The 23,296-nt window shown below is 37.0% G+C and carries 19 protein-coding genes and 1 pseudogene; 6 read left to right on the top strand and 14 right to left on the bottom strand.

Features of this window, described 5'->3' with window-relative positions:
* The first annotated feature begins 124 nt into the window (after positions 1–124).
* Both D8M05_RS00375 and D8M05_RS00370 read left to right on the top strand, forming a co-directional pair.
* A complete protein-coding gene (locus tag D8M05_RS00375; RefSeq protein ID WP_121127577.1) occupies positions 125–640 on the top strand; it encodes a hypothetical protein in 516 nt (171 codons plus the stop codon).
* Positions 641–739: 99 nt separating this feature from the next.
* Entirely contained in the window at positions 740–1,072 is a 333-nt protein-coding gene (locus tag D8M05_RS00370; RefSeq protein ID WP_121127576.1) for a hypothetical protein, read from the top strand.
* A gap of 69 nt (positions 1,073–1,141) precedes the next feature.
* On the opposite strand, the gene D8M05_RS00365 is transcribed toward D8M05_RS00370, so the two are convergent.
* From D8M05_RS00365 to D8M05_RS00345, 5 genes are all read right to left on the bottom strand, one after another.
* A complete protein-coding gene (locus tag D8M05_RS00365; protein ID WP_121127575.1) occupies positions 1,142–2,230 on the bottom strand; it encodes a 5-methyltetrahydropteroyltriglutamate--homocysteine S-methyltransferase in 1,089 nt (362 codons plus the stop codon).
* Positions 2,231–2,409: 179 nt separating this feature from the next.
* Positions 2,410–3,912 (bottom strand): malate:quinone oxidoreductase, encoded by a 1,503-nt coding sequence (locus D8M05_RS00360; protein ID WP_121127574.1) that lies wholly within the window; start codon positions 3,910–3,912, stop codon positions 2,410–2,412.
* Positions 3,913–4,800: 888 nt separating this feature from the next.
* On the bottom strand, positions 4,801–6,135 hold the full coding sequence (locus D8M05_RS00355) for an FAD-dependent oxidoreductase (protein WP_121127573.1): 1,335 nt from the start codon (positions 6,133–6,135) through the stop codon (positions 4,801–4,803).
* 159 nt (positions 6,136–6,294) lie between these two features.
* Complete coding sequence (locus D8M05_RS00350; RefSeq protein WP_121127572.1) at positions 6,295–6,792, bottom strand: hypothetical protein; 498 nt, start codon at positions 6,790–6,792, stop codon at positions 6,295–6,297.
* Positions 6,793–7,059: 267 nt separating this feature from the next.
* Positions 7,060–7,797 carry an SDR family NAD(P)-dependent oxidoreductase gene (locus D8M05_RS00345; protein ID WP_121127571.1) on the bottom strand — a complete coding sequence of 246 codons (738 nt, stop codon included), beginning with the start codon at positions 7,795–7,797 and terminating at the stop codon, positions 7,060–7,062.
* A gap of 183 nt (positions 7,798–7,980) precedes the next feature.
* Here D8M05_RS00345 and D8M05_RS00340 point away from each other — a divergent pair, with 183 nt between their 5' ends.
* A complete protein-coding gene (locus D8M05_RS00340) occupies positions 7,981–8,577 on the top strand; it encodes a TetR/AcrR family transcriptional regulator (protein WP_121127570.1) in 597 nt (198 codons plus the stop codon).
* A gap of 74 nt (positions 8,578–8,651) precedes the next feature.
* Here D8M05_RS00340 and gnd read toward each other — a convergent pair whose 3' ends face one another.
* From gnd to glcT, 9 genes and pseudogenes are all read right to left on the bottom strand, one after another.
* Positions 8,652–10,052: a decarboxylating NADP(+)-dependent phosphogluconate dehydrogenase gene (gnd, locus tag D8M05_RS00335; RefSeq protein WP_121127569.1), complete on the bottom strand. Its 1,401-nt coding sequence runs from the start codon at positions 10,050–10,052 to the stop codon at positions 8,652–8,654.
* A 17-nt stretch (positions 10,053–10,069) separates the two neighbouring features.
* Positions 10,070–11,428 carry a gluconate:H+ symporter gene (locus D8M05_RS00330; RefSeq protein ID WP_121127568.1) on the bottom strand — a complete coding sequence of 453 codons (1,359 nt, stop codon included), beginning with the start codon at positions 11,426–11,428 and terminating at the stop codon, positions 10,070–10,072.
* A 33-nt stretch (positions 11,429–11,461) separates the two neighbouring features.
* Positions 11,462–12,991, bottom strand: a complete 1,530-nt coding sequence (gene gntK / locus D8M05_RS00325; RefSeq protein WP_121128000.1) for a gluconokinase — start codon at positions 12,989–12,991, stop codon at positions 11,462–11,464.
* 4 nt (positions 12,992–12,995) lie between these two features.
* Positions 12,996–13,727 carry a GntR family transcriptional regulator gene (locus D8M05_RS00320; RefSeq protein ID WP_245985091.1) on the bottom strand — a complete coding sequence of 244 codons (732 nt, stop codon included), beginning with the start codon at positions 13,725–13,727 and terminating at the stop codon, positions 12,996–12,998.
* Between the two features lie 460 nt (positions 13,728–14,187).
* Positions 14,188–14,496 (bottom strand): annotated as a pseudogene (locus D8M05_RS00315) (O-methyltransferase); the annotation flags it as partial.
* Between the two features lie 227 nt (positions 14,497–14,723).
* Positions 14,724–16,439 (bottom strand): phosphoenolpyruvate--protein phosphotransferase, encoded by a 1,716-nt coding sequence (gene ptsP / locus D8M05_RS00310; RefSeq protein WP_121127566.1) that lies wholly within the window; start codon positions 16,437–16,439, stop codon positions 14,724–14,726.
* Positions 16,436–16,702 (bottom strand): phosphocarrier protein HPr, encoded by a 267-nt coding sequence (locus tag D8M05_RS00305; protein WP_121127565.1) that lies wholly within the window; start codon positions 16,700–16,702, stop codon positions 16,436–16,438. Before D8M05_RS00305 ends, ptsP begins: the two co-directional genes overlap by 4 nt.
* A 63-nt stretch (positions 16,703–16,765) precedes the next feature.
* Positions 16,766–18,784 (bottom strand): glucose-specific PTS transporter subunit IIBC, encoded by a 2,019-nt coding sequence (gene ptsG / locus D8M05_RS00300; RefSeq protein WP_121127564.1) that lies wholly within the window; start codon positions 18,782–18,784, stop codon positions 16,766–16,768.
* 157 nt (positions 18,785–18,941) lie between these two features.
* Positions 18,942–19,781 carry a glucose PTS transporter transcription antiterminator GlcT gene (gene glcT / locus D8M05_RS00295; protein WP_121127563.1) on the bottom strand — a complete coding sequence of 280 codons (840 nt, stop codon included), beginning with the start codon at positions 19,779–19,781 and terminating at the stop codon, positions 18,942–18,944.
* A gap of 567 nt (positions 19,782–20,348) precedes the next feature.
* Here glcT and D8M05_RS00290 point away from each other — a divergent pair.
* The 3 genes from D8M05_RS00290 to D8M05_RS00280 all read left to right on the top strand — a co-directional run bounded on the left by D8M05_RS00290 (position 20,349) and on the right by D8M05_RS00280 (position 23,278).
* A complete protein-coding gene (locus tag D8M05_RS00290) occupies positions 20,349–21,335 on the top strand; it encodes a diaminopimelate dehydrogenase (protein ID WP_121127562.1) in 987 nt (328 codons plus the stop codon).
* 220 nt (positions 21,336–21,555) lie between these two features.
* Positions 21,556–22,590: an ABC transporter permease gene (locus tag D8M05_RS00285; RefSeq protein ID WP_121127561.1), complete on the top strand. Its 1,035-nt coding sequence runs from the start codon at positions 21,556–21,558 to the stop codon at positions 22,588–22,590.
* Position 22,591: 1 nt separating this feature from the next.
* Positions 22,592–23,278 carry an ABC transporter ATP-binding protein gene (locus D8M05_RS00280; RefSeq protein WP_121127560.1) on the top strand — a complete coding sequence of 229 codons (687 nt, stop codon included), beginning with the start codon at positions 22,592–22,594 and terminating at the stop codon, positions 23,276–23,278.
* The last annotated feature ends 18 nt before the right edge of the window (positions 23,279–23,296 follow it).

Here is a 23,296-nt window from a genome sequence, read left to right as displayed (position 1 = left end):
TCTCGAATATTTTACTATATCAGTTTACAAATCCACCTTTTCTCACCTAAAAAGACAGAAGCATGAGAACAGTCTCTCATGCTTCTACATACAATAAGCTAGCCTAATATTTGGAGGTAATTGTATGGAGGCATTTGTTCAGGAAATTTTGAGAAGTTGGAGTGGGCAACCTTTACAGACTGCAAAAGAAATGATTCAAAAGTATGGATATCCTCATGAAGCAACAATGAATTCCCTAACCTGGTACAATAATGGACCATGGAAACGCACCATCTTACACCGCGAGACCGTCCCACATAACTTTCCACACCCACATCAAGACTTTTTAGAGCAAACGATTGATTACAAGGTTCCTATCCACCTCTATGACGATCTTGCCGCTTTTGATGGCAGTGCTTACTTAGACCGCACAAAGGGTGAGGTAAGTGCGATGTGTGATAAAGAGGCAATGAATATTTTATCTCTGAATGTATTAAATGATATTGTCACAGGAAAGCGCGATGTTGAAGGCGCAAAGATGTTTTTAGCACAGACAGCTTATATGTACCTTAAACAGAATACACCCTCAGCATATACGGAAAGATTACTATTTCCAAAGCAATATCAAACAAATGACCCTGGTATGATATATTTTGAATAAGCGCCAGTAGTTGGTGCTTTTTTACATATATTCTTTTAAAATGATAAAGTATATAGGTTAGTTGTGATACTTTTATAAAAAGCATCTGGAGGGAATGTAATGGAAGAATATACTTCGTTAAGTACTTTAAAAACGTTGGTAGAAAAGAAAATAAAGAGAAAGGTCCTTGTAAAAGTCATGTGGAATGAAACAGAGAAGATAACATTATTTATCACACCAAATATGAAAATTAACTCTTTCATATTTGATCAAAAGGATGGATATTTATTTTATGATAATGAAGGGAAACTTGTGGAGAAAACGATCCCTTGTATCCTTCCTGAAGAGAATCTTGTAGATGGAAAAGTGGCACTAGAAGGTAGTAAAGGTGGAAAAATACGGATAAACGGTGAGCATTTATCGAATGAAGATATAGCATTTTTAACATCGTGATTACGAGTACGATTTTCCTCTTCCGATACAATAAAGAAGCATGAGAACCGTCCCCATGCTTCCCAATTGTCATTCCCAAATCTCTTTAGCTGTTTTCACAATAAATTCTAATTTTGCCCATTGTTCTTCTTCTGTAAGGATATTTCCGTGATGTGTAGAAGCAAAACCACATTGTGGGCTAATGCACAATTGTTCTATCGGAATATATTTTGATGCTTCCTGTACTCTTGCCTTTATTGCTTCGTTGTCTTCTAATTTTCCTGTTTTCGAAGTAACCAGTCCTAGAACGACTCTTGGGCCACCTTCTGGAATGTATTTAAGTGCTTCAAAGGAACCTGAACGTTCATCGTCATATTCTAGAAAGAAGCCATCCACCTTCTCATTAGCAAATATAATTGGTGCAATATCGTCATAGCCTCCTGCGAAGAAATAATCTGAACGATAATTACCTCTACATATATGCGTTGTTACTGTTAGATCTTCTGGCTTGTCTTCAAGAATACTATTTACAACTCTTACAGCTAACTCTGCTCTGTATTTCTTCTCTTCAGGACTAAAATCAGATGTTGCAATAACTGCTAAGTAAACATCGTCTAATTGAAGATAACGGACTCCGATTTGATAGAATGTTTTTATTGTCTGTCTATAAGCTTCAATAATATCTGGCGCAAACGCGTCAAAGTCTTTATATTGACCATTAATAATGTCTGGGTGGAAAAATTGATTAGGACTTGGGATAGTAAATTTAACCACTGCTCGATTCCCAACTATATCAACTAAATCCTTCGCTTGGCTAAAGAATGGGTGATTCGGATTGTACGCAACTTTATCTACAAGTCGAACATCATAGGGGTCTGTTTCTTGATGTGCAAAATCATACCCATGATTGGGAACGTATCCTTCTGCTCCCAATAGGTGTTCCATAAAGGTGGAATGCCACCAGTCACGACCAAATTCTCCTTCTGTTACTGCCTGAAGTCCTACTTCAACTTGTTTATCAACAATTTGTTTAATTTCTTGTAATTCAATCTCTCGAAGCTGTTCGGCTGTAATCTTTCCTTCTGTATAATCCTTTTTTGCCTTTTTTAGATTTTCTGGTCGTAATAAACTTCCTACCTGGTCTGCCCTAAATGGTGCTTTAAGTTGTGTTTTTATCATTTTCTTTCCCCTCTTCCATCCTGTTCTTTGATTTAGGATTAGTCTACCATAGAAAAATTGATATAAGGTAACACATAAAACCTATACTTTGCTATAGTTTAAAACTATGGATAAAAGATAAAGAAACGGTTCTTCCGCTTCCATTAGGTAGAATAAGAAGCATGAGAACCGTCCCCACATTAACTTACAATTGGTTTTCTTTCATTTAGTTCAAGTGCTTCTGCCGTTGATGTCTGAACTTTGTACAGAAGCTTTGGATTGTCCATTAATGACATGCCATAAGAAGGAATCATTTCTTTAATTTTCGGTTCCCATTCTTTCATCTGCTGCGGGAAACATCGATTGATTACATCAAGCATCACATGAACGGCTGTAGAAGCACCTGGTGAAGCACCTAGTAATGCTGCAACGGACCCATCACCAGAAGTAATTACTTCCGTACCAAATTGAAGTGTTCCTTTTCCACCTGCTTCCGTATCTTTAATAACTTGTACTCTTTGGCCAGCTACCACTAAATCCCAATCTTCTACTGTAGCTGTAGGGATAAACTCACGTAAATCTTCTATCCGCTGTTCTTTCGATAACAATACTTGCTGAATCAAGTATTTTGTCAGTGACATTTCTTTTACACCAGCTGAAAGCATTGTTAAAAGATTGTCCGGTTTTACGGAAGTAATTAAATCGCACACGGAACCTGTTTTCAAGAACTTTGGTGAGAAGCCAGCAAACGGTCCAAATAACAATGATTTTTTATTATCTATGAATCTTGTATCAAGATGCGGAACAGACATTGGTGGAGCGCCAACCTTTGCTTTTCCATAGACCTTCGCATGATGCTTTGCAACAACCTCAGGGTTATTACACACCAAAAATAATCCGCTTACAGGAAATCCACCAATATGTTTCCCTTCAGGAATACCAGACTTCTGTAATATGTGTAGGCTTCCACCCCCACCACCGACAAAGACAAATTTCGCCGTGTGACGTTCAATTGTACCGCTTTCAAGATTCTTCACCTTAAGTTCCCAAGCACCATCATTTGTACGTTTCATATTATCCACACGATGCTTATAATGGATATTGACATTTTCACTCTCTAAATGGTTAAATAACATACGTGTTAAAGCACCAAAATTAACATCTGTTCCAGCTTCATTTTTTGTTGCAGCTATTGCTTCATTTAATGGACGCTGTTGCATAATAAGTGGAAACCATTCCATCAATTTCTTAGGATCATCGGAAAATTCCGCTCCCCTGAACAGCGGGTTGTTTGACATTGCTTCAAAACGCTTCTTTAAAAACCTTACATTTTCTTCACCTTGCACCATGCTCATATGAGGCAATGATCGAATAAAGTCCTGTGGATTATGTATCAGGTTTCTATTTACAAGGTAAGACCAAAACTGCCTTGAAACCTGAAATTGTTCATTAATTTTTATCGCTTTTGTAATATCTACCGTTCCGTCTGGTTTTTCAACTGTGTAGTTAAGCTCACATAATGCTGCATGCCCCGTTCCTGCATTATTCCATTCGTTAGAGCTTTCTTCTCCTGCACTACCAAGTTTCTCAAATACCGTAATCTCCCATTCCGGTACTAATTCCTTCAAGATTGTTCCTAACGTTGCACTCATCGTTCCAGCGCCAATTAAAATAACGTCTGTTTTCTTTTCTCTGTTGCCCATTTTTATCAACCTTTTCCCCTTAAATTTTCAGAAAAAATGTAGGAGTCACACCAAGAGAAGGAGCTACCTAGTCATACACCTTTTCTGTTTGATCATAAAAATAAACATAGCACAATAAAATTTTATAGATTAATATATCTACTATTATAAGACAATTTCAAGTTTTTTTAAAGGTGCTAAAAAACACTACCTTCTCTTAAACTAAAAAGCCATGAAAATATCCCCCTAATGATTAATTAATTGAGGAAGCATAGGAACGTTTTCACTCCCAATCAAAAAGAGGCCGGGACATAAATAAAACCTTCCGCACTATAGACGAAAGATTATAGGATAGGAAGATTAGAATGCTAACTTTTTATAATTAAATATTAATTCGTAGTAGATGTAAACTCCGAACTAAATTAATTCAGATTATCTTAAATCGGAGCAAATCTCGCCGTCCGGGATCGCTCCGGGCGGATGCTTTCCGCGGGCACGGCCTCAGCCCCCTCAGAAGCAAAGAACGCTTCTTCCTGGTCTTCGGACGCGTGCTATTCCCGCAGGAGTCACCGCCCTCCACTCACCCGGCCTAGTAAGGTAGTACAATGCTTTTTAACTATCCGTATTGCAGGAGATAATGGTTAGTAACTTAAACTCAGTGGAGGAAACACACGAAGACTCCTACGGGAGGAAAGGCCTAGGTGAGACTACGTAGTGCGTTAGCACGAAGAAGGCTCACCAGCCGCCCGTGGAAAGCGAAGTGTGTTTCCGGAATGATGTGTTTTGCACTATACTGAATTAAATAGATCCGAAGTCTATACAAAATCCAAATCAATTTGAATTGTAATGGAAGATTTTGAGGTATAGTTCGGATGTTACCTTAGTAAAAACACTTTTGTACCATCCTCTTCATGCCTTAGCCTTTCTCGCCATTTGTTGTATTGGATCCCATACGCCGTTATATGGCGGGGCATATGCAAGGTCTAAGTCAAGCAAGTCATGAATGCTCATTTGATTGTATAGTGCGGTAGCTAGCACATCAACTCGTTTGTCTACACCCTTTTTACCGATAACTTGTCCTCCAAGTAGCAACTTGGTCTGTTTATGGTATACCAGTTTAATATTTAATATTTCTCCATCTGGATAGTAGCCCGCATGGGAATTCGCTTGGATAGTCTGTATTTCATATGGGAGCTTATATCGTTTCGCTTCTTTTTCTGTTAACCCCGTCCTTCCCAAGGTTAAATTAAAGAATTTCATAATCGATGTTCCGACAATCCCCTTAAATGTTATGGTATTTCCAGCCATGTTGGCACCCGCAATTCTCCCCTGTTTATTAGAAGTTGTACCAAGCGGAATATAGTCATCCACTTTTTTTATAATATGATATTGCGTTGCACAATTGCCTGCAGCATAAATATGATTAACATTTGTCTCCATATAGGCATTTACATGGATAGCACCTTGTTTGTTCATATGGATTCCTGTACTTTTTAGAAAACTTGTATTAGGTCGGACACCCACACCCAGCAATACAAGATCCGTCTGATATGATTGCTTGTCAGTAATGACGGCATCTATCCGTTTGTCACCTGAAAAACCCTGAGCAGACTCACCTAGTATTAGCTCTACACCATTATTTTTAGCTTCTTTATGAATATGTTCTGCCATATCTTGATCAAAGATGCTAGCAACCTGCTCACCACGTTGAATGAGAGAGACTTCCTTACCAAGCTTTGTAAAGTTTTCAGCCATTTCTAACCCAACATAACCTCCACCAATAATCGTTACATGTATCACATCTTCTTTAACATTTTTCATAATATCCATCGTGTCAGTCAATGTTTTTAACGTATGGATCCCTTCTAAATCGATTCCTTCCCAATCTGGAATAATTGGGTCTGAACCTAACGCAATGAGTAAACGATCATAAGTAACTTGAAAAGGCTGATTGGTTTCTGTCTGAATACCACTAACCACCTGCTTTTCCACATCGACATTTGTCACTTCCGTATTCACCTTCGCATCGATATGATATTTTTCCCTAAACGTCTCTACGCTCCGAGCAATAACATCTCCTATGGAAGGAATGACACCACCGATAACATATGGTAAACCACATTGCCCATACGAGTAAACTTCACCACGTTCTAGAACCGTTACCTCTGCTGATTCATCGCTACGGACAATTTCCATTGCAGCACTCATCCCAGCAGCAACACCACCAATAATTACATAACGCAAACTTCATTCCTCCTTTCGTTTAAATTACCCTCAAGAAAAGAAATTTAACCACCCCTTTTACCTTAGTATGAAGTTATGCTCGTATAAAGAACAAAATTGCACAAAAACCCCTAACAATATCGTATTGGAAGTACGATACCATTAGGGGTTTTATCTTTGTTATGCATTTACCGTCTTACGTTCCTGACTTTCATGTAGTTTCTTCATTGCAAATCTTGCAATCGGCTGCGCAATCAAAGCTTCAACCCAAAATGCAATGAAAAAGTTACGTGGCCAAGAATAAAAGAATGTTTGAATCGGTTCTACACTAATTTCTCCCATGCCAATCCATGACCCGATAACTGTCAATAACATGGACAAGATGGTTACACTAAACAATATATTGAATAGTACTCTCGCGTTAAATCCATCTGTAGGTTGCACGAACTTTGGCACCAATTTACTTACAATTGGATTCGCAACAAGCGTTACTAGTAAAATAACACAAATCCATACAAAGGGAATAACTTGTAATGTGTCAAAATAAACCTGCTTTTTGAATCCAAATTCAAATCCCATAATAATTGGGGCTATAATATTCACAGATAGTATGGAAATAATAGCTAAGAACAATATAAATTCTTTCCCGTTCCGTGGTAATCTTGTTTCCTCATGCATAATCGTCATCTCCAAATAAGGTATTTCAGATGGCAGACGTATCATGAGACATATATTTTTGGTCATTCAAAACGGACCAATATCTCTACACACTGATTTAATAATACTATCACATATTTCAAGTATTATGCAACTACCTTTTTAGAATTACGAAGACAGTTACTAACCTGTCATAGCATTTTAAATCATATTAGTTTTTTACTATTTCAGTACATAAATAGGCTGTCGAAATTTTAATTCGACAGCCTAAAGCATTTCACGTTCTAATTACTGAGCAGTATATCCACCATCTACAATTAAAGAGTTACCAGTCATAAATGATGCATCATCACTTGCCATAAATAGTACAGCTTTAGCCATTTCTTCTGGTTTTCCTAAACGCTTCATTGGAGTTGCACTTGTTAGAAACTCTCTATCCGTTTCTCCTAGGATGGGTGTTTCGATAAATCCTGGGCAAAGTGCGTTAACACGAATATTACGTTCTGCGTATTCCAATCCAAGAGAACGTGTTAGGTTAATTACTCCCGCTTTTGCTGCATTATATGCTGCACTACCAGGTGATCCAACCCAACCATACATAGAAGCGGTGTTGACAATTACTCCACTACCAGCTTTCAAGAATTCCTTGATTGCACCCTGCGCTACTAAAAATACGCCATCTAAGTCAACTTCAACCGTTTTTCTCCATTCGGCATACGTTAATTCTTCTGTTGGTTTTACAGCACCAATTCCAGCGTTATTAAATAGAATATCAACTTTACCATACGTTGATAGAGTTGTTGTATAAATGTTTTTAACATCTTCTTCATTCGTTACATCCGCTTTTACAAAAATAGCTTCTGCACCTTCCGATTTTAATTCTGCCTCAAAAGTAGCACCTTTTTCTTCATTAAAATCGACTAAAACTAATTTTGCGCCCTCAGCAGCAAATAATCGAGCGGTTGAAGCACCGATACCAGACACCCCACCAGTGATCACAGCTACTTTATCTTGTAATTTACCCATAGTTGATTCCCCCTGTATAATATATATAACGATTCGTTTATAGAAAGTGCTTACAATTTATATTTTAATACATAGATTATTATAATCAATCAGCAATATTATATGTAACGTCTATTAAATAGACACTTTTTACTTAATGTCTATTTATAGAAAATCTGCTATTAAATTTATGGAGGTATACAAATGCATGCTCATCCAACACCACGAAAAAATCGGACAAAAAGACATTTACAACAAGCACTTATTACCTTAATCAAAGAAAAGGGGTTCCACTCTGTCAGTGTTAAGGACATTGTTCAATATGCGGAATATAACCGTAGTACATTCTATATTCATTACCAGGATAAATTTGAATTAGCCGAGGACTTACTGTGTGAGATGTTAAAAGGACTAGAGCAATCCGTTGGTAAACCATATCGTTCCATACAAGCGGTTCATACGGATCAATTAAATAAAAGGTCTTTTCAGATCATTTCTTATGTTTATGATAATCGTAACTTTTTCGATTTGATTAACTACCAAGATACGATTCCAGAATTACATACAAGATTTCCGCAAACAATTTTAAAAATTTATCAGGAAAAGTTCGAATTCAAAACGCTTCATAATTTACCAGTTGATATGAATTACTTTACACGTTACACAGCATATGGCTTCTATGGTCTCATCTCGAACTGGATTAACACAGGTTACGAAACTTCTCAGGAGGAGTTTATTGACGAGGTTATTAAATTATCACAGACGCATATGGCTTCATTGAGATATTTAGGAGTTGATTAACTTGTTTTCTCATTTTACCCTTCAATTTTAATCACAAAAAAAGCATGAGAGCTTCACTCTCATGCTTTTTTGATTCACCAATTTGTATGGAATATTCCTTCTTTATCGTTGCGTTCGTACGTATGTGCCCCAAAATAATCCCTTTGTGCTTGAATCATGTTCGCACCAGATTGGGAGGAACGGTAACCATCATAATAGGTTAGTGAGGTACTGAAACATGGGAGGGATAAACCAGATTCCATTCCTTTCATAACTACCTTACGTAATGATGACTGATAACGATTCGTTTTCTCAATAAAGTACGGTGCAAGTAATAAATTTGTTAATTCCTTATTTTGTTTAAATGCATTACTTATTTTATTCAGAAAATCTGCTCGTATAATACATCCACCACGGAAAATGAGTGCAATTTCACTTAAATCAAGTGACCATCCGTAATGTTCTGATGCAGTACGATATTGATTAAAGCCCTGTGTATACGCACAAATTTTACCCATGAAGAGTGCTTCCTTCACGACGTTTATCCAGTAATCTTTGTCCATCTTATCGTCCACAGCTTTCGGACCTGATAGGATATTTTCAGCATGGACTCTCTCTTCTTTCATCGCGGATAAATATCTAGCAAACACCGCTTCCGTTAGAATCGATGAAGGTGCTCCAATATCTAGTGCCTCTTTACTTGTCCACTTACCAGTTCCTTTTTGACCAGCTTTGTCTAAGATCACATCAACCATTGGTTTACCTGTTTCGTCATCTTTTTTCCTTAGAATATCTGCAGTTATTTCAATCAGATAGCTCTTTAAGTCTGTTTCATTCCACTGGGCAAAAACATCTGCAATTTCCTCGACAGTAAGTCCAACTCTTTCACGAAGAAACTGATATGCTTCTGTAATCAACTGCATATCCGCATATTCAATCCCATTATGAACCATCTTCACATAATGTCCTGAGCCTTCTGGTCCTAAATACGTACAACATGGCTTTCCATCAACTTTTGCAGCAATTTTTTCTAAAATAGGTGCAACAAGTGAATAAGCACAAGCATCACCACTTGGCATTAATGCCGGGCCGTTCAATGCACCTTCTTCACCGCCTGAGACACCAACACTGACAAAATGAATCCCTTGCTCATTCAATTCGTGAAACCTTCTATTCGAATCATGGAAGTCAGAATTACCACCATCCATAATGATATCCCCTTTATCTAAAAAGGGGATAATAGACCTGATAACCGAATCAACTACAGGACCTGCTGTTACCATTAAAAATACTTTTCTTGGAGTTTCCAATGATTGAATAAAAGCCTCTAATTCATAGTGTGCTTCCACATTCTGACTTGAAAATTCACCGACAAATTTTTCTGTTAAATCAGGTGTATAGTTGAACACTGCAACTCTTTCACGATTGTTTGCCATATTCTTAGCAAGATTTGCTCCCATTACACCTAAACCATATAAACCAATTGTATTTTTCATTACGATACACTTCCTTATTAAACAAACATATTAAGAACTAAGACACCGACAAGACCAACGATAGAAATAATTGTTTCTAGTAACGTCCATGTCGCGAATGTTTCTTTTATCGATAAACCGAAGAATTCTTTAAACATCCAAAACCCTGCATCATTTACGTGTGATGCAATCAAACTACCTGCTCCAGTTGCAAGTACCATTAAAGCTGGGTCTACGCCGCTTCCTGACATCAATGGAATCACAAGACCAGCTGTTGTTAGTGCAGCGACAGTTGCTGAACCAAGCGCAATACGTAAAATTGCTGCGATTAGCCATGCTAATACTAATGGAGACATATTCGTATCTGCAAATAATGCTGCAACAGAATCACCAACACCACCGTCAATTAATACTTGCTTGAATACACCACCACCACCGATGATGAGTAGCATCATACCAATTGCACGAATCGATTCTTCAGCAGAAGCCATTACTTGCTTCATTGGAATATTTCGTTTCACACCCATTGTATATACGGCAAGTAGGACAGACAGTAGTAAAGCAGTTGTTGGTTCGCCAATTAAATGAATAATATCAAAAAGAACGTTATCTCCTACATTCCCAAGATCCTGAACTAAATCGACAATGGTTGCAATCGCCATTAATATAACCGGTAATAAAGATGTTAGTACACTAATTCCAAAACCTGGTGTATCCTCTGTTTTAAATGTTTTTATTTCACCGAGTGAATCAAGATTTCCAGCTTTATTGAATGAATCTGGCATAATCTTTTTAATTACTTTTGTAAATAAAGGACCTGCAATAATTACGGTTGGAATGGCAAGAATAATACCATAAATTAACACCATTCCGATGTTTGCTTCATATTGTTGTGCAATTACTGTTGGACCTGGATGTGGCGGTAAGAAACCGTGTGTAACCGACAATGCTGTTGCCATCGGTATCCCCAAATATAGTGGAGATAACTTCAAGCGTTTGGCAATTTGGAAAACAATTGGAATTAATAACACCAATCCAACTTCAAAGAATAATGCAATACCGATAATAAAGGACGCAATTACTACTGCCCATTGAATATGTTTTTCACCAAATTTATCAATTAATGTAACCGCAATGCGCTGTGCGCCACCTGCGTCTGCTACTAATCTGCCGAGAATGGCACCTAAACCAAAGATTAACGCGATACTACCGAGTGTACCACCCATTCCCCCTTCAATCGATCCGACAATTTCATCAAGTGGCATACCTAATGCTAAAGCTACAAGGAAGGCCGTAATAATAAGGGAAATAAATGTATTCAACTGTAATTTCGTAATAAGGATAAGTAAGACCCCAACACCTAGGGCAACAATAATTAGTGGAAGAATATTTTCCATTTTAAAACGCTCCAATCGTGATGTATTAATTATTTAGTTTTTTAATTCTGATTGATATTGTGCAATTTTTTCATATTCTGACTCTAACTTTCGAGAAATACTTATGAAAATCGGCATTAATTTGCGATATTCATTCACATGTGTTGGATTCGGTTCATGTTTATGCGTTTCACCGATTAAATCTTCCACGACATCAAAGGAATCAACTTTACCAATAGCATATAATCCCAGTAGACATGCACCTAAACAAGATGACTCGTAGCTTTCTGGAACAATTACTTCTGAATCGAAAATATCAGCAAGCATTTGACGCCATAATTCAGAACGGGCAAATCCACCTGTCGCTTTAATCGATGTAACAGGCTCGTCCATTACTTCCGTTAATGCAAGATATACCGAATACAAATTATAAATAACACCTTCTAGAGCTGAACGAATTAAATGTTCTTTTTTATGACTTAAGGTTAAGCCGATATAGGAACCCCTGACATCTGCATTCCATAATGGCGCTCTTTCTCCAGCTAAATAAGGGTGGAAAAGCAGACCGTCCGAACCAGGTCTTACCTGACTTGCGATACGTGTTAATACGTCATATGGATCAATGCCTAAACGTTTAGCAGTTTCTATTTCACTTGCTGCTAGTTCATCGCGAATCCAGCGGAAGACAATCCCACCATTATTCACTGGCCCACCGATAACCCAATGATCTTCCGTTAAGGCATAGCAGAAGATACGTCCTTTTGGATCTGTGTGTGGTTTCGGAATAACTGTACGAATTGCACCACTTGTACCAATCGTTACAGCAACTTCCCCTTTTTTGATAGCATTTACGCCAATGTTGGAAAGCACACCATCACTTGCACCAATAACAAAGCGTGTCTCTTGTGATATTCCCATCTGCTTCGCGTACAACGCGTTACATCCAGTGAAAACTTCTTTCGTTGATACAATCCGAGATAGTTTATCCTCCGTAATCCCAGCTACCTCCATTGCTCCTTTATCCCAGTTCAGGGACTCTAAATTCATTAATCCCGAACAAGAAGCAATCGAGTAATCAACAACAAATTCATTGAAAAACTTATAGAAGATATACTCTTTTATTCCGATATATTTCACCGTTTTTCTGGAGATTTCCGGTACATCATGCTCCATCCAGGTAATTTTACATAATGGTGACATGGGATGGATTGGTGTTCCAGTTCTCAAGTAAATACCATTTCCATCTCGTTCTTCATTTATTTTCTTTGCCCAACTTGAGCTACGATTATCGGCCCATGTAATACAGCGTGTTAAATTCTGGTTATTATCATCAAGTGCAATTACACTATGCATTGCACTACTAAATGAAATGAAAGATAAATCTTTAGGATTAATTGCGGCCTTTTTCATTACATTACCAATAGAAAGAAGAACTGCCTGAAAAACCTCTTCTGGATCAAGTTCTGCAGTAGATATATCTGGTGTATACAGTTCATATCCATTATTCTCGTCTGCTATAACCTCACCTGTTTCACGGAATAACACAGCCTTCGTACTGGTTGTACCGATATCAACACCAAGCATATATTTATTGTTTTCCACGATATTCACTCGCTTTCTTTAACGATACCGGGTCATCCCATAAACCGTCAGACCCTTTCTTTACATCTCTAAAATTGAGATAAAATGCTTCCTCAACTAATTTCTTATCTTTTTTCTGTATAGATTGTATTAAGAGCTCATGATTGTGTATAACACGATGGAAGTCTTCATAGTTTTCTTCCATTCGATGTCTCATATCTAATAAAATGAAACATTCTACGACAGGCTTTACATTAGACCATAAGATACTTATATAACGATGGTGAATCGACTTAATAATCGTTTCATGAAATTCCACATCTTTGAATGAAATTTCATCAGCATCTTTATATTTGAATGCGATTTTCATCATCTCTACAATTTTAGTTAATTCCCTAATCAACGCATCGTTACTCTCTTCTTCCAATAAATGCTTAAAGACGAAGGACTCCATCATAAGTCTTACATCATTAATTTCATCAATATCCTTTTCTGTAATCCCTACGACCTTTGCTCCCATTCTCTTTAACTGGACCAAACCTTCATTTTCCAAAACTTTCAAGGCATCTCGGATTGGAGAGCGGCTAACATTATATTCTTCTGACAGTTTATTTTCAGATAAAGTGCTTCCATTTTCCAGGTCTCTAGAAAGAATCCTCATTCGCAAATCAGCAACAACCTGCTGCCCGATGGAAGAATCCTGCAATCGCTTTTCAGGATAAAGCCCTTTCAAGTCCATCACCTCTCCACACTTGAATACATGAATACTTGTATACAAGTATACTATCATGAGATTTATTTTTTGTAAACGATTTTACGGAAGCGGAGTCATTGGGAAAATATGGTAAATTAGACTTCCTCATTCATTAAAACGCATTAAAAACGATACTTTTAATTGTGTAAAAAAGTTTTTGACTACTGATTTTATGATTCTTAAAAAATGGTGGTTCTTTATAAAAAGGTGTGTTCATAGCCTCTTCTACATTTATATTTGATTGTTTATGGTGTAGCAAAAGAGATAAATGAATTAACCTATATACATAAAAAAAGTACGCTTGGAACACTATGTGTACTTTTTTTAAGCAACAAATATAAAATAATACCTTATACCGTTTTTACCCTTGAAATTGTCAGCCCGTCGCCAATTGGAATAAGAATAGATTCTAATTGAGGATGCTCAGCAACGGTATCATTGAATTTCCTGCTTTCGTTACATTCTGATACGCTAAATCTGCGTAATTCTCCACTAATTCTAGTGAGGTTAATTTTCCTTCTTTGCCGAGTCCTCTTGCAAGGCAGATACCGCTATAGCCACCAAGTGCACCGACTTCTAAAACATTTTTTGCTCCGGAGATAGATACAAGTAGCGTAAGAAGCTTGCCAGTAGAAGCAGATACAGATACGGATATGGATCGTATGCCATGCTCTTTTATAGAAATCAGAACTTCTTCTAAAATCTCATCATGCTTATAAAAAATGGAATCAATATAACGGTTTATCTGCTTCATCACACGCACTCCTTCATTAGAATGATTTATTTCCCTTCTCCTAATTCGAATCCAATTCAGGAACTTCCTTCACTATTGGTTTGCTATTTTCTATTTCCTATGTATACATTTGTATACGATAAGTAATAGGGAATCTATACAAACAAAAAAAGAGATAGGAATTCCTACCTCTTGAAGTTTTATTATTGACATTTTTTATTAGCTTTTTGATATAGCCTCTAACGTTACTATTCTACTTTTTCTTTTATAAACGCTACAACCTCATCAGCCGTACCCATTGCTAGTATCTCATCCTTATAGGAATGAAGATCTTCCTTAGATAACTTTCGAATTTGTGTTCTTGCCGGTAAAATAGAGGTTGCACTCATACTAAATTCATCTAAACCAAGTCCAAGTAAAATAGGAACAGCAATCGGATCCCCAGCCATTTCTCCGCACATACCTACCCATTTCCCTTGTTCATGAGCAGCTTCAATTACATGATTAACTAATGTAAGAATAGCTGGATGGTATGGTTGATAGAGGTAAGAAACTTTCTCATTCATACGATCTGCAGCCATTGTATATTGGATTAAGTCATTGGTTCCAATACTAAAGAAATCCACTTCTTTTGCAAATTGTTTCGCTGCTACTGCAGTTGAAGGAATCTCAACCATCATCCCAATCTCAATATCATCCGAAACAGGAATACCTTCTACTTTTAGTGATTCCTTTTCGTCTAGTAAAATTGCTTTTGCTTGACGGAATTCTTCCAAGGTCGCAATCATTGGAAACATAATCTTTAAGTTTCCATACACACTTGCACGTAATAATGCTCGGAGTTGCGGGCGAAAGACTTCTTCATTTTCCAAGCAAAATCGAATGGCACGAAAACCTAAAAATGGATTCATTTCTTCTGGTAAGTCCAGATAGCTTAACTCTTTATCTCCACCAATATCTAACGTACGCACAACAACCGGCTTCCCTTTCATCCGCTCTAGTACCTTTTTATATGCTTCAAATTGCTCTTCTTCTGAAGGTAGTTCCATTTTACCCATATACAAGAATTCTGTTCGGTAAAGTCCTACACCTTCTCCACCATTCTCTAGTACAGCATCTATATCTTCTGGAGTACCAATATTTGCAGCAAGTTCTACATGGCATCCGTCCGCTGAAACGGTTTGTTCATTAACAAGCTTTGCCCATTCTACTTTTTGGGCTTCAAAAGCTACTTTTTTCACTTCATATTCGTTGATTACTTCTTCAGATGGATCGATAATGACTTTTCCTTCGATTCCATCAATAATAATTGAAGTACCATGCTTGATCGTAGAAGTTGCTGATTTCGTTCCTACAACCGCTGGAATTTCCATTGATCTAGCCATAATTGCCGAATGCGATGTACGTCCACCAATATCTGTTACAAAGCCTTTTACATATTTCTTATTTAATTGTGCTGTATCTGATGGTGTCAAATCTTCTGAGATAATAATTACTTCTTCGGAAATCATACCTGGTGAAACAATCGTTACACCTAATAGATGGGAGAGCACACGTTTTGTGACATCCCGAATATCTGCTGCACGTTCTCTCATATAAGTATTATCCATTGCTTCAAACATATCAATGAACATATTTGCCACTTCTTTTAAAGCAAATTCTGCATTTACTTTTTCATTTGTCACTTTGTCTTTCATCGCATTAATAAATTCTGGATCACTTAAAATGAGAAGATGGGCAGCAAAAATTGCCGCCTTATCTTCACCAAGTTCGCTTTGTGCGTGATCTTTTATTATTTCAAGCTCTGATATGGATTGCTTTAATGCCTCGTCCAGACGGAGCAATTCTTCATCAGTTGCTTCAATTATTCTTTTTTCTACATTTAATTCAGGCTCTTCTAGACGATAAGCTTTGGAAACAACAATCCCACTAGATGCGCCAATACCTGCTAGAATTTGTGTCATTCTGCCAACCCCTGATTTTTCATCGCTTGTGATAGGTTTTCCATCGTCTCATTCTCATCTGATCCAGAAATAGTAACCTTCACTTTTGCTCCGTGTGTAATTCCAAGAGACATAATGCCCATAATGGATTTTAAATTAACTGTTTTTTCGTTGTACGTCATGTATACCTCAGAAGCAACATTAGCTACTGCCTGCACTAATACCGTTGCTGGACGTGCATGGATACCAGCTTTATCTATAATTGTAAATTCCTTTTCTACCATTAGAAAAACCTCTCTCTCATCTATTTCATCGATTATGCTTTTTAAACAGCACCAATTATCACGTTACATGATAATATCGCCCATATCTACTTGTCCTTCTTTTATCAGTGATACGGCTTGTCCATCCGTTAAATTGGTGAACACTACTGGAGTCACCGTTGATTTCGCATGTTTTTCAATATAATCTAAGTCCGCTTTTAATAAAGGCTGTCCAGCTTCCACTGTATCTCCTTCATTTATTAACGTTTCGAATCCTTCACCTTTTAGATTCACTGTATCTAGTCCCACATGAATTAATATTTCTTTCCCACCTTCAGATTGGATGCCAATCGCATGTTTCGTAGGGAAAATATTAATTATCTTTCCATTTACAGGAGATACTACTGTTCCATCAGATGGTTTAATAGCAAAACCATCGCCCATCATTTTACCTGCAAATACTTCATCTGGTACTTCCGTGATGGAGATGATTTCTCCTTTCATTGGTGCGAAGATACTTTCATTGCTGTCAGTTGAAACGTGACTTGATTCTGCTTGTTCTTCAGTATGTTGAGCCTTTGCTGGACGTGGTTTTTTACCTGAAATAATATCCTGCATTTGGCTCTTAATGGTGTCTGAACGAGGTCCAAATATCGCTTGAATATTATCCCCTACTTCAAGTACACCGGCAGCTCCGAGTTCCTTCAATTCATCTTTATTTACATTTCCGATATCATTTACTGAAACACGAAGACGAGTAATACATGCATCTAAATGGGCAATGTTTTCTTGACCACCCATTGCTTGTAGGACGTTATATGCAAGGTCACCACTGTCTTTTGCTTTATCTGTTCCTTCTTCTTTACTTTCTTCACGACCAGGCGTCATTAAGTTAAATTTCTTGATAAAGAAACGGAATAAAACATAATAAATCACTGCAAAGACTAATCCAGCAATAATTACTAACCACCATGGTTCTTGTCCTGGTAGGATACCAAATAACGCAAAGTCAATACCTCCACCAGAGAACGTATAGCCAATGTTCACATTTAAGAAGGTCATCAGCATAAACGATAATCCATCAAGTACCGCATGCAAGAAGAATAACAATGGTGATACGAACATAAATGAAAACTCAAGTGGTTCTGTAATACCTGTTAAGAAAGAAGTCAAAGCACCTGATGCAAGTAACCCTGCAACTAATTTCTTCCTCTCAGGTCTTGCGGCGTGATACATCGCTAATGCAGCTGCAGGTAGACCAAACATCATAATTGGATATTCTCCTGCCATAAAATTACCAGCCGTAATTTCGACACCATCTCGTAATTGCGCAAAGAAGATTGTCATATCTCCACGTACGACCTCACCTGCCGCTGTTACATAAGACCCGAATTCATACCAAAACGGCGCATGGAATATATGATGCAATCCAAATGGTATGAGTAGACGTTTAATAAAACCAAATAAGAATACTGCTAAATAAGTTCCTTCTTCAATAAGCCAATAAGATGCTGTATTCATTGCATCCTGAATCGTCGGCCATACGAATAACAACACAAGACCGGCAACAAAAGATGTTGCAGCTGTCATAATTGGTACAAATCGTTTTCCAGCGAAAAATCCTAAAAAGGATGGCATTTCAATATCATGATAGCGGTTATAACAGAATGCAGCGATTAAACCGACAATAATACCGCCGAAAACACCCGTTTGTAACGTCGGAATACCTAAAACGTTAGCAAAACCTGGATCCGTTTCTACCATTTCCGCAGTAACACCCATCCATGATCCCATTACCTGATTTAATACAAGATATCCAACTAGTGCAGCAAGCCCTGCGGCACCATCACCAGCCAGACCAATGGCAACACCAATAGCGAATATTAGTGCCAAATTACTAAATATAATATTACCTGCATCTTCCATTACCATCGCAACTAGCTGTATCCAATCAGCGCTTAAAAATGGAAGATAGTCAAGCATTGCATCCTGCTGAGCAGCATTACCAAATCCTAGCAATAGACCTGCTGCAGGTAACAATGCTACTGGTAGCATTAATGCTTTTCCGACTTTTTGTAATACACCAAAAGCCTTTTTAAACATATAAATCCTCCTCTCAAATGTACAAGCAACAACCATCAAACAAATAAAAAAGGCATGAGTAGAAAACACGAAGTAGAATAGCAAGGGATTGCCTTAAACTATTCTCTTCATGTTTTTCTCTACTCATGCCTGATCGAATCAGTTACACGTAAGAAATCTATGATTCAAATTTATTATTTAGACGCTGCAGGTGCATGGTTAAATAAACCGCTTCCGCATCATATACATCTTTTTTTAATGTTTGCTGCATAATTTTAATTAACTTCCAGGAAAGATTATAGCATGTGGGATATTCTTCTTTCAAGAGATTTTTTATTTTTATCGGTTCTTCTACATATTCATCATTTAATACCCGTTCAATGGTGTAACGTAAATGCCGGATTAGTCGAATGTAATTAACGCTTTCCTTCTTAATCTCAATTTGCAGTTGATTTTCAATTACTTTGATTAATTTCGTTATTAAACCCGAATACTTATTAATATCCGAAATCGTTCGATCTGAAATGGCACTGTGAATATGCAGCGCAATAAAGCCAACTTCTCCTTTTGGCAAATGTATATCTAATGAATGATTAATAAAATCAACCACTTCTTCGGCAATTTCATATTCAGCTGTATAAAGCGCTTTCGTTTCAACTAAAAAAGGATTTTTAATTTCCAATCCTTTCATTAACCTTGTTACCGCAAAAAGGATATGGTCCGTTAAAGCGACATGCACCTTTTCATTTAAAATAGACTTTGAATTATTACGAATAATTGCGATTGAATCAATAATTGTTTGTAATAAATCATCATCGAGTTGAGGAAGTAATTTTATATAACTCTGCCGTTCATTTTCACTGCGAAGGACAAATAACTTTTCAACCATATCATTAGGAATAGATTCCCCTTTTTTTCGGTTAAATCCAATTCCTTTACCAATCAAGATAACCTCTGCTTCCTTGTCATCCTCCGCTATTAGTACATTATTGTTTAGAGCCTTTCTTACATAAAACATAAAGTCTGTCCCCTTTAAAAATATCCGACCATCTCCTACAAGACGAGAAAATCTAGCAGTATTATACCACTATCCACTTAGAATTGGAACCTGAGGCCATTCGCTAACGTAATATAGCGAATTCTTCCTCTATAGTAAAAAGGAACGGGCACATTTACATTTTTTCTAAAGTTTAGCTTAAACTATACGAAAAGGAGGAGTTCCATGAGTACAAATAAAGGGAAAAAGAAAAAAAACAAGAATAAAGAAGAATTAAACGCCATGAAAGGTGATAAAGAAAGACATCGTCGAAATCGTTCCTAAAAACAGGAGAGCAGGTTCCCGTCCACCAAGGACGCGGAATCTGTCTCCAACTTTATACGTACATTTGGCTTCAAGTTAATTCGATCGGCATCTCTTTCGTTACGTTATGATGTGCTGATAGTAAGTTCCATTTTATGTAATAAAATATCTACTATTATATACAAAATTTCTCTCTATACTCATGTTTTAATTGATTTCTCTTTTAAAATTCTTTAAGGTAATAGAAGTAGATAGTAAATTTTCAAAATATAAGGGGAAATGTATATGACAAGTAAGATTAGACTAGGAATCGTTGGGTACGGTAATCTTGGAAAAGGTGCAGTTGAAGCGATTAAACAATCTCCTGACATGGAATTAGTAGCGGTTTTTACTAGAAGAGATCCTGAATCATTAGTTCTTGATATTCCAGGTGTGAAAGCTGTACATATATCAGATGCAAGTGATTACCAAGCGGAAATTGATGTAATGCTTCTTTGTGGAGGATCAGCAACCGATTTACCTGAACAAACCCCACATTTTGCAAGTATGTTCAATACGGTGGATAGTTTCGATACACACGCAAAAATCCCTGAGTTTTATCAAGCTGTAAATGAAGTCGCAACAAAACATAATAAAACAGCAATTATTTCCGTAGGCTGGGATCCAGGTCTATTCTCCATTAATCGTGTAATGGCTGAAGCAATTTTACCTAGTGGAGAAACCTATACTTTTTGGGGCAAAGGCCTAAGCCAAGGACACTCTGATGCTGTCAGAAGAGTAGAAGGTGTAAAAAATGGCGTACAATACACGATTCCAGCTGAACAAGCGATTGAAAAAGTACGTAGTGGTGCAAACCCAGAATTAACAACTTCTGAAAAACACCGTCGCGTTTGCTATATTGTAGCGGAAGACGGAGCAGATAAAGCTGCAATTGAAAATGAAATCAAAACAATGCCAAATTATTTCGCTGATTATGACACAGAAGTAAACTTCATTTCAGCAGAAGAGCTAGCACGTGACCACTCCAAAGCACCACATGGTGGATTCGTTATTCGAGGTGGAAATACGGGAGAAAACAATAATCAAATTTACGAATTCTCCCTTAAATTAGACAGTAACCCTGAATTTACTGCAAGTGTATTAGTCGCATATGCGAGAGCGGCATATCGGTTAAGTAATGAAAATCAATTTGGTGCAAAAACAGTTTATGATGTTGCACCTAGTTATATTTCACCACGTTCTGCAGAGGAATTAAGAAGAGATTATTTATAGGAATTACCTAGTTATAAAAAGCGACTCCCTTTGTCCGTGATGGTCTTTATCACGGACTTTTCTTTTGACTTCATTCGTCCGTGAGTACCTCTATCCCGTACTTTCCAATGGTCTTCAACTCCTTTTCACCCAAAGCATCCATTTCAAATGTAACTTCCTGTTCATCTTCTGTTCACATATGAATTATAGACTCTAAATAAAGAAACAAGGAGGAATTCATATGAACATTGCATGGAAGGAAATAAGGAAAAATAAAGGAAGGTTTTTGATCTTAGGTTCCATCGTTTTTCTCGTTAGTTTATTAACGTTTATTATATCTGGGCTTGCAAATGGATTATCACAAGACAATGCTGCATTAATTAAAGATTTACCAAATGGACAATTCTATATGAGCAAGGATGCAGAAGAAACCTATAATCTTTCAAAATTAGATAAGGATACCCAAGATAAAGTATTAACCAAACAGAAAGATGCCATCGCATTTTCCATCCAAATGGGGTTCCTGAATGATCGTACTGACAAGCAGCATAGTGTTGCTTTTGTAACATCTACCGATACAAAATTATTTCCAATTGTAAACAAAGGAGAAGTTGTGCTTGATCGCTCCATGGAAGATGATGGTATAGAAATTGGTGATACATTCACAAATAACCAATATAGTGGCGAGTTGATTGTGAAAGATTTTATTGATCAAAGTAAATTCAGCCATGCACCTGTAGCTTATATCAATACAGAAGATTATCAAGAAATGTACCGAACAAGTAAAATGCAGTTAATCTTCGCTCCAGGTGAGGATTCAGCAGAAGTACCAGCAGAATTAAAAGCTTTTTCAAAAGAAGCATTTCTAAATACCATCCCAAGCTATAAGGCAGAACAGATGTCATTAAATATGATTGTTTGGTTTTTAGTTGTTATCAGTGGTATGTTGTTTGCAATCTTCTTTTACATGATGAACGTTCAAAAAATGGCTCTATATGGCATTCTAAAAGCAATTGGTTTGAAAACGAGCGCCTTGTTTAAAATGATGTGGACACAGATGGCTTTTATTACCATCCTCTCTCTCCTTCTATCCGCTGGACTTAGTCAAATTTTCAATCGGCTAGCCCCGAGTGGAATGCCTTTTCATTTAACTTTTGAGACGACAATCCAATTATCATTGGTGTTCTTCATTATAGGATTTATTGGTGCTACATTATCAGGAATGCAAATTAAAAAAGTTGAACCATTACAAGCCATACAACAAGGAGAGATTTAAGATGAACGCGTTTATAATAGATGGTGTTAGAAAAACGTTTATGAACGGTGATGTAAAGGAAGAAATATTAAAAGGAATTAACCTTTCGCTAAAAGAAGGAGAAGTAACTGCATTAGTGGGGGCTTCTGGATCTGGTAAAAGTACACTTCTTACAATTGCTGCTGGACTTCAACCTGCATCAAACGGGAAAATTATATTTAATGGCAATAATATGTCTACAATGAATGCTGAACAAGTACGAAAAATACGCTCAAGTCAATTTGGTTTTGTTTTCCAATTCGCGCATCTTGTTCCTTTTCTTACAGTGGAAGAACAACTCATGCTAATGTTGGATGTATCACAATCAAAAAGAAACAAACGTGAACAAAAAGGGGAAATAAATAAGATACTTAAATTAGTTGAAATGAATCATCGAAAAAATGCCTATCCGGGCTCTTTATCTGGTGGGGAAAAGCAGCGTGTTGCTATTGCACGTGCAATCATCCATCAACCGAAAGTCCTTTTTGCTGATGAACCAACAGCAAGTTTAGATTCAAATAAATCTAAAGAAGTAATGTCTCTAATCCAAAATTTAACAAAAGCCTTAAACGTAACTACCCTTATGGTTACCCATGATGAAGAAATGCTTATCTATGCTGATAAAATCATCAAAATGAGTGATGGAATGATTTTGGAGCATGAAGATTAATTCTATTTAATGTAACAG

It is taken from the genome of Oceanobacillus bengalensis (genome assembly GCF_003628445.1).
Taxonomy (GTDB): domain Bacteria; phylum Bacillota; class Bacilli; order Bacillales; family Amphibacillaceae; genus Oceanobacillus; species Oceanobacillus bengalensis.
This window is presented reverse-complemented; position numbering and strand designations above follow the sequence as displayed.

What these genes read in the sequence shown, in the direction of transcription:
- D8M05_RS00375 (WP_121127577.1), top strand. Translation starts at nt 125, where the DNA reads ATGGAGGCATTTGTTCAGGAAATTTTGAGAAGTTGGAGTGGGCAACCT.
- D8M05_RS00370 (WP_121127576.1), top strand. Translation starts at nt 740, where the DNA reads ATGGAAGAATATACTTCGTTAAGTACTTTAAAAACGTTGGTAGAAAAG.
- D8M05_RS00365 (WP_121127575.1), bottom strand. Translation starts at nt 2,230, where the DNA reads ATGATAAAAACACAACTTAAAGCACCATTTAGGGCAGACCAGGTAGGA.
- D8M05_RS00360 (WP_121127574.1), bottom strand. Translation starts at nt 3,912, where the DNA reads ATGGGCAACAGAGAAAAGAAAACAGACGTTATTTTAATTGGCGCTGGA.
- D8M05_RS00350 (WP_121127572.1), bottom strand. Translation starts at nt 6,792, where the DNA reads ATGCATGAGGAAACAAGATTACCACGGAACGGGAAAGAATTTATATTG.
- D8M05_RS00345 (WP_121127571.1), bottom strand. Translation starts at nt 7,797, where the DNA reads ATGGGTAAATTACAAGATAAAGTAGCTGTGATCACTGGTGGGGTGTCT.
- D8M05_RS00340 (WP_121127570.1), top strand. Translation starts at nt 7,981, where the DNA reads ATGCATGCTCATCCAACACCACGAAAAAATCGGACAAAAAGACATTTA.
- gnd (WP_121127569.1), bottom strand. Translation starts at nt 10,052, where the DNA reads ATGAAAAATACAATTGGTTTATATGGTTTAGGTGTAATGGGAGCAAAT.
- D8M05_RS00330 (WP_121127568.1), bottom strand. Translation starts at nt 11,428, where the DNA reads ATGGAAAATATTCTTCCACTAATTATTGTTGCCCTAGGTGTTGGGGTC.
- gntK (WP_121128000.1), bottom strand. Translation starts at nt 12,991, where the DNA reads ATGCTTGGTGTTGATATCGGTACAACCAGTACGAAGGCTGTGTTATTC.
- D8M05_RS00320 (WP_245985091.1), bottom strand. Translation starts at nt 13,727, where the DNA reads ATGGACTTGAAAGGGCTTTATCCTGAAAAGCGATTGCAGGATTCTTCC.
- ptsP (WP_121127566.1), bottom strand. Translation starts at nt 16,439, where the DNA reads ATGACACAAATTCTAGCAGGTATTGGCGCATCTAGTGGGATTGTTGTT.
- D8M05_RS00305 (WP_121127565.1), bottom strand. Translation starts at nt 16,702, where the DNA reads ATGGTAGAAAAGGAATTTACAATTATAGATAAAGCTGGTATCCATGCA.
- ptsG (WP_121127564.1), bottom strand. Translation starts at nt 18,784, where the DNA reads ATGTTTAAAAAGGCTTTTGGTGTATTACAAAAAGTCGGAAAAGCATTA.
- glcT (WP_121127563.1), bottom strand. Translation starts at nt 19,781, where the DNA reads ATGTTTTATGTAAGAAAGGCTCTAAACAATAATGTACTAATAGCGGAG.
- D8M05_RS00290 (WP_121127562.1), top strand. Translation starts at nt 20,349, where the DNA reads ATGACAAGTAAGATTAGACTAGGAATCGTTGGGTACGGTAATCTTGGA.
- D8M05_RS00285 (WP_121127561.1), top strand. Translation starts at nt 21,556, where the DNA reads ATGAACATTGCATGGAAGGAAATAAGGAAAAATAAAGGAAGGTTTTTG.
- D8M05_RS00280 (WP_121127560.1), top strand. Translation starts at nt 22,592, where the DNA reads ATGAACGCGTTTATAATAGATGGTGTTAGAAAAACGTTTATGAACGGT.